At 63.0% G+C, this 13,171-nt stretch carries 15 protein-coding genes and 2 tRNA genes; 9 read left to right on the top strand and 8 right to left on the bottom strand.

Annotation, left to right across the window (positions count from 1 at the left end; genetic code table 11):
• The first annotated feature begins 37 nt into the window (after positions 1-37).
• From NMG80_RS34850 to NMG80_RS34840, 3 genes are all read left to right on the top strand, one after another.
• Entirely contained in the window at positions 38-2,146 is a 2,109-nt protein-coding gene (locus tag NMG80_RS34850) for a molybdopterin-containing oxidoreductase family protein (RefSeq protein ID WP_254022336.1), read from the top strand.
• Positions 2,147-2,202: 56 nt separating this feature from the next.
• Complete coding sequence (locus tag NMG80_RS34845) at positions 2,203-2,901, top strand: DUF2270 domain-containing protein (RefSeq protein WP_254022335.1); 699 nt, start codon at positions 2,203-2,205, stop codon at positions 2,899-2,901.
• A 355-nt stretch (positions 2,902-3,256) separates the two neighbouring features.
• Positions 3,257-3,526 carry a DUF680 domain-containing protein gene (locus NMG80_RS34840; protein ID WP_254022334.1) on the top strand — a complete coding sequence of 90 codons (270 nt, stop codon included), beginning with the start codon at positions 3,257-3,259 and terminating at the stop codon, positions 3,524-3,526.
• A 105-nt stretch (positions 3,527-3,631) separates the two neighbouring features.
• Here NMG80_RS34840 and NMG80_RS34835 read toward each other — a convergent pair whose 3' ends face one another.
• From NMG80_RS34835 to purM, 5 genes are all read right to left on the bottom strand, one after another.
• Positions 3,632-4,147: a SixA phosphatase family protein gene (locus NMG80_RS34835; RefSeq protein ID WP_254022333.1), complete on the bottom strand. Its 516-nt coding sequence runs from the start codon at positions 4,145-4,147 to the stop codon at positions 3,632-3,634.
• Between the two features lie 358 nt (positions 4,148-4,505).
• Positions 4,506-4,799 (bottom strand): type II toxin-antitoxin system RelE/ParE family toxin, encoded by a 294-nt coding sequence (locus NMG80_RS34830; protein ID WP_254022332.1) that lies wholly within the window; start codon positions 4,797-4,799, stop codon positions 4,506-4,508.
• A 3-nt stretch (positions 4,800-4,802) separates the two neighbouring features.
• Positions 4,803-5,078, bottom strand: coding sequence for a type II toxin-antitoxin system ParD family antitoxin (locus NMG80_RS34825; protein WP_254022331.1), 276 nt, complete (start codon positions 5,076-5,078; stop codon positions 4,803-4,805).
• 58 nt (positions 5,079-5,136) lie between these two features.
• Positions 5,137-5,847, bottom strand: a complete 711-nt coding sequence (gene purN, locus NMG80_RS34820) for a phosphoribosylglycinamide formyltransferase (RefSeq protein WP_254022330.1) — start codon at positions 5,845-5,847, stop codon at positions 5,137-5,139.
• The gene (gene purM, locus NMG80_RS34815) at positions 5,844-6,908 is read right to left on the bottom strand and encodes a phosphoribosylformylglycinamidine cyclo-ligase (RefSeq protein WP_254022329.1); all 1,065 of its coding nucleotides are present in this window, start codon (positions 6,906-6,908) and stop codon (positions 5,844-5,846) included. Before purM ends, purN begins: the two co-directional genes overlap by 4 nt.
• Before the next feature lie 260 nt (positions 6,909-7,168).
• Between purM and NMG80_RS34810 the strand changes: the two genes are divergently transcribed.
• From NMG80_RS34810 to hdaA, 3 genes are read left to right on the top strand one after another with little or no spacing between them, the layout of a single operon-like run.
• Positions 7,169-7,726: a CDP-alcohol phosphatidyltransferase family protein gene (locus NMG80_RS34810; protein WP_254022371.1), complete on the top strand. Its 558-nt coding sequence runs from the start codon at positions 7,169-7,171 to the stop codon at positions 7,724-7,726.
• Positions 7,698-8,897, top strand: a complete 1,200-nt coding sequence (locus tag NMG80_RS34805) for an AI-2E family transporter (protein WP_254022328.1) — start codon at positions 7,698-7,700, stop codon at positions 8,895-8,897. Before NMG80_RS34810 ends, NMG80_RS34805 begins: the two co-directional genes overlap by 29 nt.
• 5 nt (positions 8,898-8,902) lie before the next feature.
• Positions 8,903-9,607: a DnaA regulatory inactivator HdaA gene (gene hdaA, locus NMG80_RS34800; RefSeq protein ID WP_254022327.1), complete on the top strand. Its 705-nt coding sequence runs from the start codon at positions 8,903-8,905 to the stop codon at positions 9,605-9,607.
• Positions 9,608-10,078: 471 nt separating this feature from the next.
• Here hdaA and NMG80_RS34795 read toward each other — a convergent pair whose 3' ends face one another.
• Positions 10,079-11,107, bottom strand: coding sequence for a GlxA family transcriptional regulator (locus NMG80_RS34795; RefSeq protein ID WP_254022326.1), 1,029 nt, complete (start codon positions 11,105-11,107; stop codon positions 10,079-10,081).
• Between the two features lie 120 nt (positions 11,108-11,227).
• On the opposite strand from NMG80_RS34795, the gene NMG80_RS34790 reads away from it, so the two are divergent.
• The gene (locus tag NMG80_RS34790) at positions 11,228-12,055 is read left to right on the top strand and encodes an alpha/beta fold hydrolase (protein ID WP_254022325.1); all 828 of its coding nucleotides are present in this window, start codon (positions 11,228-11,230) and stop codon (positions 12,053-12,055) included.
• A gap of 131 nt (positions 12,056-12,186) precedes the next feature.
• On the opposite strand, the gene NMG80_RS34785 is transcribed toward NMG80_RS34790, so the two are convergent.
• A tRNA-Pro gene (locus NMG80_RS34785) sits at positions 12,187-12,263 on the bottom strand.
• Between the two features lie 44 nt (positions 12,264-12,307).
• Complete coding sequence (locus tag NMG80_RS34780; protein WP_254022324.1) at positions 12,308-12,598, bottom strand: hypothetical protein; 291 nt, start codon at positions 12,596-12,598, stop codon at positions 12,308-12,310.
• On the opposite strand from NMG80_RS34780, the gene NMG80_RS34775 reads away from it, so the two are divergent.
• A complete protein-coding gene (locus tag NMG80_RS34775) occupies positions 12,597-12,902 on the top strand; it encodes an ETC complex I subunit (protein WP_254022323.1) in 306 nt (101 codons plus the stop codon). The two genes, NMG80_RS34780 and NMG80_RS34775, sit on opposite strands and share 2 nt — an antisense overlap.
• Positions 12,903-12,963: 61 nt before the next feature.
• Positions 12,964-13,040, top strand: a tRNA-Arg gene (locus NMG80_RS34770).
• Positions 13,041-13,171: the final 131 nt, after the last annotated feature.

Here is a 13,171-nt window from a genome sequence, read left to right as displayed (position 1 = left end):
CCTACACGCAGTGTCCGGAACCCGCTAATCTCGCCCCATGAATCAACACGCCAAGCTCAGGATCGGCCATTCGGCCTGTCCTCATGATTGCCCGTCGACCTGCGCGCTCGAGGTCGAACTGCATGGCAGCAAGCGCATCGGCCGCGTCCATGGCGCCAAGGCCAACAGCTACACGGCTGGCGTCATCTGCGCCAAGGTCGCCCGTTATGCCGACCGCGTCCATCATCCCGACCGCTTGCTGAAGCCGCTGATCCGGGCGGGCGCCAAGGGCGAGGGCGCCTGGAAGGAAGCGAGCTGGGAGGCCGCACTCGACCTGGTCGCCGAAAAATTCATCGCGGCCGAGGCAAAATACGGCTCGGAGACGGTCTGGCCCTATTACTATGCCGGCACCATGGGGCTGGTGCAGCGCGACGGCATCGAGCGGTTGCGCCATGCGAAAAGGTACTCCGGCTTCTTCGGTTCGATCTGCACCAATCTGGCCTGGACCGGCTGGATGATGGGGGCCGGCGCGTTGCGCGGTCCCGACCCGCGCGAGATGGCCAAGTCCGACTGCGTGGTGATCTGGGGCTCTAATGCCGTGGTCACCCAAGTCAACGTCATGACCCACGCGATCAAGGCGCGCAAGGAGCGCGGCGCCAAGATCGTCGTCATCGACGTGTACGAGAACGCGACGATGAAGCAGGCCGATCTCGGCCTGGTGCTGAAGCCCGGGACCGATGGCGCGCTGGCCTGCGCGGTGATGCATGTGCTGTTCCGTGACGGCATGGCCGACCGCGCCTATTTGGAAAAATACACCGACGATCCGCACGGTCTGGAAGCGCATCTTCAGACGAGAACGCCGCAATGGGCAGCGGATATCACCGGGCTTTCGGTCGACGAGATCGAGGCTTTCGCCCACCTCGTCGGCACGACGAAGAAAACCTATTTCCGCCTCGGCTACGGCTTCTCGCGCCAGCGCAACGGCTCGGTCAACATGCATGCCGCCGCCTCGATCGCCGCGGTCACCGGCTGCTGGCAATATGAGGGCGGCGGCGCCTTCCATTCCAATTCGGGCATCTTCAAACTGAACCAGGAACTGCTGGAAGGCACGCGGATGCGCGACCCGGCGATCCGCCATCTCGACCATTCGCGCATCGGCCCGGTGCTGACCGGCGCTGAGGATGCGCTCTATGGCGGCCCGCCGGTGACGGCGCTACTGATCCAGAACACCAATCCGGTCAATGTCGCGCCGGAGCAGCGGCTGGTGAAGCAGGGTTTTTTGCGCGACGACCTGTTTTCCTGCGTGCACGAGCAGTTCATGACCGACACCGCAAAACTCGCCGATGTCGTGTTGCCGGCGACGATGTTTTTAGAGCATGACGATGTCTACAAGGGCGGCGGCAACCAGCACATCACGCTCGGTCCGAAGCTGATCGACCCGCCGGAAGGGCCGCGCACCAACCATTTCGTCATCGAGGAACTCGGTAAAAGGCTCGGCGTTGGCGACAGGCCCGGCTTCGGCATGACCGAGCAGCAGCATATCGATATCATTTTGGGCAAGCGCGGCCTGGGTAGTTTTTCGAGCCTCAAGGAAGAGAAGTGGGTCGACTTGCAGCCGGATTTCGAAGCGGCGCATTTTATCGACGGCTTCGGCCACGCGGACGGAAAATTCCGCTTCCGCGCCGACTGGACCGGGCAGGCGGCGCCCAATCGGCCGCCGAAAAGCATGGGCCTGTTCGGGCCGGTGGCAAGACTGCCGGAATTTCCCGACCACATCGACCTGATCGAGGTAGCGGATGCGGCGCATCCCCTCCGGCTGACCACCTCGCCGGCGCGCAATTTCCTCAACTCGACTTTTTCCGAGACGCCGGTGTCGAAGGCCAAGGAGGGCCGGCCGGAATTGCTTTTGCATCCGGACGATGCGGCAGCCTATGGGCTGGCCAATGGCGACCGCGTCGAGATAGGCAATGCGCGGGGCGAAGTTGTGCTGCACGCAAGATTGTTCGACGGCATCAAGCGCGGCGTCGTGGTGGCCGAAGGCATCTGGCCGAACAGCGCCCACGAGCGCGGCGAGGGCATCAACGTCCTGACCGGCGCCGACGCGCCGGCGCCCTATGGCGGTGCGGCGTTCCACGACAACAAGGTCTGGTTGCGCCCGGCAAAGTGAAGCGTCGGAACGATATATCCATCCAGCCGTTTTTGCGTGGCGGTGGAGACATGGTGATGGCAGAAGCCTTGGCAGCGCCGGACCCCATTGGAAGAACGCTTTCGCCCGGCGAACTGGTAACCACGATGTCGCACTTTCATCGCGCCGAGATTCTGCGCATGACGGGGTGGCGCGACCGCCTGGACCGGACGAGCAATTGGGCGATAACGGTCGTCGCGGCGATGTTGTCCGTCTCGCTTTCGACGGCCAGCGCGCATCACGGCGTGCTGCTTTTTGCCATGCTGCTTGTCTTGTTGCTGCTGTGGATAGAAGCGCGGCGGTATCGCTTCTTCGACGTTTACCGGGCCCGCGTGCGCCAGTTCGAACGGCACTATTTCGCGCAGATATTCTCGCCGCAGCCGGACTTCGCGTCCGATTGGCTGTTGGTCGTCGGCGAAAGCCTGCGCACTCCAAAATTCCTCATTTCGCAACGAGCGGCGTTGGCGCGCCGTCTGCGTCGAAACTACATCCACATGCTGCTGATCCTGCTGTTGGCCTGGATCCTGAAACTGTCGACCCCCAGTCTTCTAACCGAAGGTGTCCGCATCGACTTCGTCAGTTCGGTGCGCGAGGTCGTTGCCGGCGCTGCCCTGGGGCCCATCCCCGGCGTGGTTATCGTCGTGTTGGTCGCCGCCTTCTATGCCGGCCTGCTGGTCACGGCGTTCCTGACTGCCAGCGACGACGGCGAACTCTCTTTTGGCGACGTGCACGTTTAGAGCGGCAGCGCAAAACCGGTAGATCTGCGATTTCATTTGAGCAGGAAAACGAACCGATCGGTTCGTTTTTGTTGACGCATTGTGGACCGAGTGAACGTCGGCTCAGCAAATGGCCAGGCCACGCGGCAGACGTATGCGCCTAAAGCATTGAGAAGAAGTTCAAAAATTGTGGCGGAGGAAGCCTTTTAGCGGATTTCAAGCACCCGGTTCAGAGTGTGGCCGGAACATCTTTGTGATTGGAAACTGCTGCATGGCCAACCCACCTCGGGGCAGTCCGAGCGACGCGAAATCCTCCCAAGGCACGCCACGAGACGGACAACAACACTGAAAGTATGACAATACCGGAGTACCTGAAATGACCAAGATTGCGCTCACCGCTGCCGCCATCCTCATTGCCACAGGCAGCGCCTTTGCCGGCAGCGACCACTATGGTTCGGACGGCGTCAACCAGCCGACCGCGCCTGTTGGCAATGCGGCTGTTGGAAATGTCGACAACACGTTCACGGGTTCGATCCGCAAGCTGCTCCCGACCGAGCACAACGCTGTCAACACCAATGCGGCGTCCGAGTCAGGCACGGGTCAGTCCGCCGCGCCACAATCAGGCCGGGGCAACTGGGGCCGCTAAGTCCTCAAGCTCCAGAACTCAAAGAGCGGCGGGCTTGGCCCGCCGTTCTTGCTTTCGCCTATCAAGAAGTCTCAGGCTAGGCGCCGCCCTTTTCGGGGCGATGCGCTAGCGCAGATCCTTCGGCCAAACGCAGTGCGTCAGCCGCGCGTCGCCGAGGGCCAGCCGTGCCCATTCACCGTCAAAAACGAAGCGGGCAAGAGCCGCTGTCGGGAATTTTTCTTCAAGCTTTTTGAGTGCCGCGGCATCCGATTCGGCGCCGGCAAGCCGGCGCGCGAATTCCTCCAGGCCGGGATTATGGCCAATCACCAAAAGGCTGCTTGTTGCCGCAGTTGCCTGCCGTACCTTGGCGAGAACGTCTGCCGCGCTGGCCTCGTAGAGCGCCTGGACGAATTTGGCCGGTGCTTTCGCCGGCAATTCCGCCGAGACCAGCCGCCATGTGTCGCGGCTGCGCAGCGACGGCGACACCAGCGCCAGATCGGGCAGCCAGCCTTGCCTGGCCAGTTCGCGCCCGACCAGCGGGGCGGCCTTCAGCCCGCGCCCGGAAAGCGGCCGGTCAAAGTCGATAAGGTCAGGATCGTCCCAACTCGACTTGGCGTGGCGAAGCAAAAGCAGTTGTTTCATCGACTTTAACTCAGTCCCAGGGGATATTGGGCTGGATGTCTTTCCCATACCCGCCACCATATTTTTTGCCCGTTGCAGTGTCGAAGGCTGCCCAGAGTTCTCCAAAGATAAACAGGCCCACGCACTGTTAGTCCCTGTCCCATTTCACCTGCGATGTCTGCTTCATCGATTGCCCAGGCACCTGAACAAATGTGAATTGAATTGATGACAAGGCCCGCTTGTCGGTTTGCGATTTGAACAAGGTAGAAATATGCTGTCGCGCTGAGCCGGTCTTCTACATCGTCATATTCGAAAACGCCGGCCAAATCGCCTGTTGTCCGGATTGCGCCATCAAAAGCACCCATTGAAATGCCTGCGATCAAAATAGCGTCGAGACGTCGCGCGCGCCATGGACGACACGGACGATCTCGATTTGCTGTTCGGTCAGGCGATAGAGCACGAGATAGTTGCCGATCGTCAATGCGCGCGCTCCGCGAGCGATATTTGGTCTACGCGGCCCCGACTCGGGAAAGGCGGCAAGCTGAAGGATGCGCTCGGCGATGGCATTCAGAAAATGATCGGCGGCTCGCGGGCTGTCCTCGGCGATAGCAAGCCAGATATCGATAAGATCATTTTCGGCCGCCGGGCTGCGGATGATCGGCATGCCTGCCATGGGCTATTTCTTGACAGCGTCGACGAGCCGGCCGCGGGCTCTCCGCTTGATGTCCTCGATGTCGAAAGGCGCGAACGGGCCGCTCTCCAGCCCTTCCGTCCAGGCTTTCCGCAGCCGTTCCGCTTCTGCCTCGCGCAAGGGCTGGCGAAGGCGCCATTCGCGCAGCGCCTCGCGGATCACTTCGCTTGCCGAACCATACTGCCCGCTGGCCACCGCGCCTTTGACCATGTCCAGCAGTTCCGGGGAAAGCGCCACGCTGACTTTTTCGACTGTCGCCATCGAACTGTCTCCTTGCCAAGATAGTAGCAAATATTGCTACCATGTTCAAGAATGGTTCTCAGGGCGTGATGCGCGCCAGGTGCTCGAGGTCGGTCTCCTCGCGCAGCGGATCGGGCGCCATGACCACGGAGGTGCTGTTGTCGGCATCGTCGGCGAAATGGGCAAGCACGGTGCGGCCGCCTTCCATCCGCGCTTTGCCTTCGGCGACCAGCCCGAGCGCCAGTGGGTAAAGCCGGTGCTCGGCCTTCAGCACGCGCGCGGCGAGCGTATCCTCATTGTCGCCGACCATGACCGGCACGGCAGCCTGGGCGATGATCGGGCCGTCATCCATGTCGAGCGTGACGAAATGCACCGTGCAGCCATGGATGCGGATGCCCGCGCGCAAGGCGCGCGCATGCGTATCCAGCCCCTTGAAGGCGGGCAGCAGGGCAGGGTGGATGTTGATCATCCGGCCCAGCCATTTCTCGACGAAGCGCGCGCCGAGAATGCGCATATAACCGGCCAGCGCCACGATCTCGGCGCCGAACGAGACAAGCGCCGCGTCGATCGCCCCGTCATGCGCTTCCTTGCTGCTATGGTCGGCCCGCGAAATCACCTTGGTGGCGATGCCGCGCGCCGCCGCGATACCGAGACCGGCGGCATTGGCCCGGTCGGAAATGACGCCGACGATCTCGGCCGGATAGTCCGGGTTGCTGGCCGCGGCGATCAGCGCCGTCATGTTGGAGCCGCGACCCGAAATCAGCACCACGGTGCGTTTGCGCGCACTCATAGGCCGATCGCGCCGCGATAGATCACGCCGGCGTCACGGCGCGGCACGATGCGGCCGATCGGCGTCACCGTCTCGCCGGCCTCCTGCAGCACGGCCGCGACCTGTGCGGCCTGGCCGGAGGCGACGGCGAGGACCATGCCTACGCCGCAGTTGAAGGTGCGCATCATCTCTTCGGGCGCCACCCCGCCGGTCTTGGCCAGCCATGGGAACACCGCCGGCACCTCGATGGCGTCGAGGTCGAGCTCGGCCGAAAAATCCTTCGGCAGGACGCGCGGGATGTTTTCCGGGAAACCGCCGCCGGTGATATGGGCCAGCGCCTTGATGCCATGCGTGTTACGGATCGCCTTGAGGATCGCCTTGACGTAGATGCGGGTCGGCTCGAGCAGCGCCTCGGCCAAAGTGGCTTCATCGTTAAACGGCGCCGGATCGCTCCACGCCTGCCCGCTGGTGGCGACGATGCGGCGGACTAGCGAAAAGCCGTTCGAATGCAGGCCCGACGAGGCCAGCCCCAACAGCACGTCACCCTCGACGATGTCGTCGGTCGGTAGCAGCTGGCCGCGTTCGGCCGCGCCCACGGCAAAGCCGGCGAGGTCGTAGTCGTTGCCGTGATACATGCCGGGCATTTCCGCGGTCTCGCCGCCGATCAGCGCGCATCCGGCCTGCCGGCAGCCCTCGGCGATGCCGCTGACGATCGCCGCACCCTGGTCGGGATCGAGCTTGCCGGTGGCGAAATAGTCGAGGAAGAACAATGGCTCTGCGCCCTGCACGATGATGTCGTTGACGCACATGGCGACGAGGTCTATGCCGATCGTGTCGTGCTTGCCGGCATCGATGGCGATCTTCAGCTTGGTGCCGACGCCGTCATTGGCGGCGACCAGCACCGGGTCGGTGAAGCCGGCGGCCTTGAGGTCGAACAGGCCGCCGAAGCCGCCGATCTCGCCATCGGCGCCCGGCCGGCGCGTCGCGCGCACCAGCGGCTTGATCTTCTCGACCATGAGGTTTCCGGCATCGATGTCGACACCCGCCTCGGCATAGGTGAGCCCGTTCTTGCGCTTGCTCATCACTCTTTCCTGCTTTCCGGGGCTCTTCGCATGAACGGCTGCGCCTCGCAAGGATAACGGCTGGCTCAGACACTTTCGGCATCACAAAATCGTGGACAGAGCGCTTCAGGCAAATCTCCAACATTGGCGATTAGCGAAGGCCTTGAAGACAGCCAATCTCTTTCCACGAGCGGAGATTGGCAGCTTCTGCGTCGGTCTCACTTGCCGTAGCCTCTCATCTCTATCATGTATCATCAAAACAGAAGCGACGGGACATGCGTTTGACCATCCCCAACCTGATCACGATCATGCGTTTCGTGCTGGTGCCGGGTGTGGTGCTGGCCATGCTGCAGGCGCGCTGGGACTGGGCTTTCGCCGGCTTCCTGATCGCCGGCATTTCCGACGGCGTCGACGGCTTCATTGCCCGCCATTTCAACCAGTTTTCGCAGCTTGGCGCCTATCTCGATCCGATGGCCGACAAATTGCTGCTGGTCTCGGTGTTCGTGGTGCTGGGCTTCATCGGTGAATTGCCGCTGTGGCTGGTCGTCACCATGGTGTCGCGCGATGCGCTGATCGTCTGCGCCGTCGTTCTGTCCACCGTCATGACCCACCCGGTCGAGATGAAGCCGCTGTTCGTGTCGAAGGCCAACACCGCCGTCCAGATCGGGCTGGCGGCGGTGGTGCTGGGCGAACTGGCCCTCGCCATCGATCTCGATCCGCTCAGGCCGGTGCTCATATTGCTGTCCGGGGTCTTGACCGTGGCTTCGGCCGCGGCCTATCTCGTGGCTTGGCTGAGGCATATGAGCGGCTATGGCGAAGGCTCCAAACCGGGCACCTGACCAGGACATCGACGCGGCAGCCGAGGCTGCGGCTGCCGATGCTGTCGCGTCTGGCGTGTTTCGCCGCCAGATCCGCTTCTGGCTGATCAGCGCCGTCATCCTCGCGATCTTCCTCTATGTCTTCAGCGGCATCCTGCTGCCGTTCGTCGCCGGCATGGTGCTCGCCTATTTCCTCGACCCGGTCGCCGATCGGCTGCAGCGGCTCGGCCTGTCCAGGCTGATGGCGACGATTGTCATCCTGTTTGCCTTCATCGTCGTTCTGGTGCTGGCCTTCGTCATCCTCATTCCGGTGCTGGCTTCGCAGATGGCCGATTTCGCCAGCAAGCTGCCGGAATACCTGACCCGGCTGCAGAGCCTGATCACCAGCTTCGATCCGAGATGGCTGGAAGAGCAATTCGGCGTCGACGCCAATGGCCTGCGCGAAGGGTTGAATTCGCTGCTGACCTCCGGCTTCGGCCTGCTGACCACGGTGTTCACCTCGATCTGGAGCTCGGGCGTGGCGCTGGTCTCGGTGGTCAGCCTGTTCGTCGTCACGCCCGTCGTCGCCTTCTACATGCTGCTCGACTGGGATCGCATGGTGGCGATTGTCGACAGCTGGGTGCCGCGCGATTATGTCCAGACCGTCAGGGCAATCGCCAACGACATCAACACCGCCACTGCCGGCTTTGTGCGCGGCCAGGGCACGCTGTGCCTGGTACTGGGCGCCATGTACGCCACCGGGCTGACGCTGACCGGTCTGAATTTTGGCATCCTGATCGGCCTGTTCGCCGGGCTGATCTCCTTCATCCCCTATGTCGGCTCGCTGACCGGGCTGGTGCTGGCCGTCGGCGTCGCCTTCGTCCAGTTCTGGCCGGACTGGACTATGGTCGCGGCGGTGGCCGGCGTGTTCTTCGTCGGCCAGTTCATCGAGGGCAACATCCTGCAGCCGAGGCTGGTCGGAAAAAGCGTCGGCCTGCATCCGGTGTGGCTGATGTTTTCGCTGTTTGCCTTCGGCGCTCTGTTCGGCTTCGTCGGCTTGCTGATCGCCGTGCCGGCCTCGGCCGCCGTTGCCGTTCTGGTGCGCTTTGCCATCGCCCGCTATCTCGAGTCGCCGCTCTACAAGGGCCACAACACCGAACCTGTGCCGCCGCTGCCGGCGCGTCGCCGCGGGAGCGGTGGGCCGCGCAGTTGAGCCAGATGCCGGACAACAAGATCGACCCGCCGCGCCAGTTGCCGCTCGATCTCGGCCACGGCACCGGCTATTCGCGCGACGAACTCGTCGTCTCAGGCACCAACAGCCAGGCGGTGGCGCTGGTCGATCGCTGGCCGGACTGGCCGTCGCCGGTGGTCGTGCTCGCCGGTCCGGCAGGCTGTGGAAAAACCCATCTGGCGTCGATCTGGCGCGCCCGCGCCAGCGCAGTGAAGATCGACGCCGGGCGGATCGAAGACTGCATGGCGAGCCTCGGCGCGCGGCCCGCATTGATCGACGATGTCGATGCCGGTCCGGTCGATGAAGAGGGGCTGTTCCATCTGATCAATGCGGTGCGCGCGGCCGGCTCGACCTTGCTCTTGACCGCGCGCCGCTTTCCGTCCGCCTGGGGTGTCAAGCTCCCCGACCTCGCATCGCGGCTGAAGGCGGCGGCGACGGTCGAGATCCACGAGCCCGACGATCTCTTGCTGGCTGGCGTCATCACCAAACTGTTCGCCGACCGCCAGGTCGAGGTCGAGCCGCATGTCGTGCAATATCTGGTGCGCCGCATCGAACGCTCGCTGGCCACCGCAATGCGGGTGGTCGAGCGGCTCGATCGCACGGCGCTGGAGCGCAAGACGCCGATCACAAGGGCGCTCGCCGCCGAAACCGTCAGCGCCATGGATGAGGGGCAGGGCGAGTTTGAGATCTGATACGACAGCCTCAGCCGGTGTCCCGTTTTGGGAAACAAGGGCTGGCATCTGTCTTGCAACGTTAGCCTTGCCGGCTAATCCCGGTCCTGATGCGTACCAAATCAGGTTGTAGGCTCGCCGGGAGACGGGGCGGTTGGGGTTCTCCTCCCGGCGAGCTTGCCATTTATGCCGCAATCCGAGCAGTCGTCGCCTTGGTTCAGCGCCGCCCGGTGCAGACGATGCCGGGAAGGTGATCGATCGCCACATTCTCAACGTATCGGCCTTACCTGGGAATGAGATCGGCGACGTATTTTGATTGAGATTGAGAGCCGTCCCACCCGCACGCCGTGCATCGGCCGCTTTCGAAATGATGCTCGCAGTTTGGATACCCATAGAGCCGAAATGCGCATTCGGCACATAATTTGGCCATTGAGCTACTTTCGGCGAAGTAGGTGCTGCCGCACTCATCGCAGGTCGTGATTGGTCGGTCGATCATTGCTCTAGCCTCGCTACAGCTTCAGCCCGATCGCCGCCGGGCAGGGCCGCTCGTCCCGCGCCAAAGCGCCTGCGGTAATCGCCCGGCGCCAGGCCGGTGATCCTGGCGAACACTTTGCGGAAGGAGCCGGGATCGTCATAGCCGACGTCCCAGGCGATCTGGTCGATGGATCGGGTCGTCGCTTGCAAGATCTCACGCGCCTTGCCGACGCGCAGGTGCTGGCAATATTCGGTCGGCTTGAGGCCGGTGGCGTTGCGAAAGCGGCGCAAAAAAGTCCGCTCCTCCAAGGCCGCTTGCTCCGCCATGGTGGCAAGTGTCACATCGCGCGCGCCTCTCGCCTGAAGCCAGTGCTGCACCTTGAGGATGGCCTCGTCGCCATGGTTCAGCCTGGGAGCAAAGGGGCTGTAGAAGCGTTGCTCGCGTCCCGGCGGGTCGACCAGCATGAAACGGGCGGTGTCCATCATGACGGTCGGCCCAAGCACCCGGTCGACGAGTTTCAGGCCGAGGTCGGTCCAGGCCATATAGCCGCCGGCGGTGATGATGTCGCCGTCGTCGATGACCAGCTTGTCGGCATCCAGTGCGATGTCGGGGAAGCGCATCGCAAGCGCGTCGCGATAGGCCCAGTGCGTGGTCGCCGCACGACCCGACAACAGGCCGGTCTCGGCAAGCACGAACGCGCCGGCGCAGACCGAGCCGAGCGTCGCGCCCGCAGCATGGCGGGCCCTGAGCCAGTCGGCATAGGGCGCCGCCGCCTCGCGAGCGATCGGATCACCCAGGGTCGGAGGCAAGATGACCATGGCAGGTCCATGGCCGGGGCCGGGCTCGCTGTCGAAGCTGCGGATGACGGTTTGGCTCGCGTCCTGCCACTGCCAATGGCTGACGCGAAGCCTCAGCGCGTCCGGCGACCGTTCGGCAGCCAGCCGGTTGGCTAGCTGGAACAGGTCGGTCAGACCGAGTACTGCCGCTTCCTGAACACCGGGATACACCACAAGCCCGATTTCAACCCGGTCAGACAGCGTAATCACCTGTCAGTTTTGCCACGTTCAATGTCTGTTTTGCCAATTCTCACCATGGCTCCGTTGCAATAGCTTGTCCACAGAGGGAACGAACCTTCCCCGCCTATTCCGCTAATAAGGAGTACGACTATGAGCACATTCACCACCAGGGACGGCACCGAGATTTTCTACAAGGATTGGGGCACAGGCCAGCCAATCGTGTTCCATCACGGCTGGCCGCTGAGCGCCGACGACTGGGACAACCAGATGCTGTTCTTCCTCGACAAGGGCTATCGCGTCATCGCGCATGACCGGCGCGGGCACGGCCGCTCGACACAGACCGCGACCGGCAACGAGATGGACACCTATGCCGCCGACGTCGCGGCTCTGGCCGCTCATCTTGATCTCAAGAACGCCGTCCATATCGGCCATTCGACCGGCGGCGGCGAGGTGGCGCGTTACGTTGCCGGCTACGGTGGCGAAGGACGCGTCGCCAAGGCGGTGCTGATCGGCGCGGTGCCCCCGATCATGCTCAAGACCGACAACAACCCCGGCGGCCTGCCGATCGAGGTCTTCGACGGCTACCGTGCCGCTTTGGTCGCCAACCGCGCCCAGTTCTACAGGGATGTGCCTGCCGGCCCGTTCTATGGCTTCAATCGCGAGGGCGCCAAGGTCTCGCAAGGGGCCGTCGACAATTGGTGGCGCCAGGGCATGATGGGCGGAGCCAAGGCCCATTTCGACTGCATCGAGGCTTTTTCCGAAACCGACTTTACGGAGGACCTGAAGAAGATCGACGTGCCCGTCCTGATCATGCACGGCGATGACGACCAGATCGTGCCGATTGCCGACTCCGCTCTGCTTGCAGCCAAGCTCGTGAAGCACGGCACGCTCAAGGTCTACGAGGGCCTTCCGCACGGCATGTGCACCACCCACCCGGAGATCATCAATCCGGATCTCCTGGCGTTCATCCAAGGCTGACGCTTCGCAAGCTTCAGGCGGGCTCGCCCGGAAATCCGGGCTGCCCGTCGTTCGCTTGGGTGCTTTGCCCGTCGCAGATGCTGTCCGGCGCCGGTGCGCCGGCAGCACGGGCGATGATTTCCGTGAATGGATGGTCGGAGTGGAGAGATTCGAACTCCCGACCCTCTGGTCCCAAACCAGATGCGCTACCAGGCTGCGCTACACTCCGAGTCCTTGGCGGCGTATAGGGTTCCGGGCCTGGCTGCGCAACCCCTAAAAGACGAAAACGGAACAAACGGCAGGCAATCCGTTGGCACGTTGTCCACCTCCCGAACGGTGACCATCGCGCCGGCCAGCGATCGCCGTACCGCCGTCCGACAGCAAGGCTCCCCTGGCAAACTGCTCAAGCTGATTGAGGGGATGGATTTTTTGACCTCGCGCGATCATCGTCGGTGGCCGCCGTGAAGGGGGTACGGCAGGCTCGGCCTTGCCGCCGGCAGCATTGCGCAGTAATGACGGGAATACAGCGGCGGTGCCGCTTGCACGTAGTAACGAGGTGTTCATGTCCGCGCGCATTTTCAGCCCAGCCAAAACCGCGATGCAGTCCGGCAAGGCCAAGACCGGCCACTGGGTGCTGGAATTCGATCCCGAGATGCGCAAGAAAATCGATCCGCTGATGGGCTACACCACGTCGGGTGACATGCGGAGCCAGATCAGGCTCACCTTCGACACAAGGGAAGAGGCGGTGGCCTATGCGGAGAAGGAGGGGCTGACCTACCGCGTCGAGGAGCCGAAGGAATCCAAGCGCCGCCAGATTTCCTATGCGGAGAATTTCCGCTATGACCGCAGGACGCCCTGGACGCATTGACCGGCAAATGCTGGGCAGCCGTCGCAGCGCATAAATTAGCCGGCCCTTGGCGTCGGCCAGCGGTCCCGTAGCTCAGCTGGATAGAGCACCGGCCTTCTAAGCCGATGGTCACAGGTTCGAATCCTGTCGGGATCGCCAGCATTTTCAGGGTCCATTCTGGACACATAGGTTACGGTTTATACCGGAGACATAGGTAACACTTTCGCCCGAAAGGGTTTTCGAGTGGTTCGAGCCTGCATGTCTCATCGTCGAAATATCCCAGATCATAG

Origin of the sequence: Mesorhizobium escarrei, from assembly GCF_935825525.1 — a bacterium.
Classification (GTDB): Bacteria; Pseudomonadota; Alphaproteobacteria; order Rhizobiales; family Rhizobiaceae; genus Mesorhizobium; species Mesorhizobium escarrei.
The sequence above is the reverse complement of the archived record's forward strand: the minus strand, read 5'-3'. Positions and strand labels throughout refer to the sequence as shown.

Bases quoted from the DNA above. Each gene is read 5' to 3' on its own strand.
- NMG80_RS34850 (WP_254022336.1), top strand. From the start codon at position 38: ATGAATCAACACGCCAAGCTCAGGATCGGCCATTCGGCCTGTCCTCAT.
- NMG80_RS34845 (WP_254022335.1), top strand. From the start codon at position 2,203: ATGGCAGAAGCCTTGGCAGCGCCGGACCCCATTGGAAGAACGCTTTCG.
- NMG80_RS34840 (WP_254022334.1), top strand. From the start codon at position 3,257: ATGACCAAGATTGCGCTCACCGCTGCCGCCATCCTCATTGCCACAGGC.
- NMG80_RS34835 (WP_254022333.1), bottom strand. From the start codon at position 4,147: ATGAAACAACTGCTTTTGCTTCGCCACGCCAAGTCGAGTTGGGACGAT.
- NMG80_RS34830 (WP_254022332.1), bottom strand. From the start codon at position 4,799: ATGGCAGGCATGCCGATCATCCGCAGCCCGGCGGCCGAAAATGATCTT.
- NMG80_RS34825 (WP_254022331.1), bottom strand. From the start codon at position 5,078: ATGGCGACAGTCGAAAAAGTCAGCGTGGCGCTTTCCCCGGAACTGCTG.
- purN (WP_254022330.1), bottom strand. From the start codon at position 5,847: ATGAGTGCGCGCAAACGCACCGTGGTGCTGATTTCGGGTCGCGGCTCC.
- purM (WP_254022329.1), bottom strand. From the start codon at position 6,908: ATGAGCAAGCGCAAGAACGGGCTCACCTATGCCGAGGCGGGTGTCGAC.
- NMG80_RS34805 (WP_254022328.1), top strand. From the start codon at position 7,698: ATGGCGAAGGCTCCAAACCGGGCACCTGACCAGGACATCGACGCGGCA.
- hdaA (WP_254022327.1), top strand. From the start codon at position 8,903: ATGCCGGACAACAAGATCGACCCGCCGCGCCAGTTGCCGCTCGATCTC.
- NMG80_RS34790 (WP_254022325.1), top strand. From the start codon at position 11,228: ATGAGCACATTCACCACCAGGGACGGCACCGAGATTTTCTACAAGGAT.
- NMG80_RS34775 (WP_254022323.1), top strand. From the start codon at position 12,597: ATGTCCGCGCGCATTTTCAGCCCAGCCAAAACCGCGATGCAGTCCGGC.
- NMG80_RS34780 (WP_254022324.1), bottom strand. From the start codon at position 12,598: ATGAACACCTCGTTACTACGTGCAAGCGGCACCGCCGCTGTATTCCCG.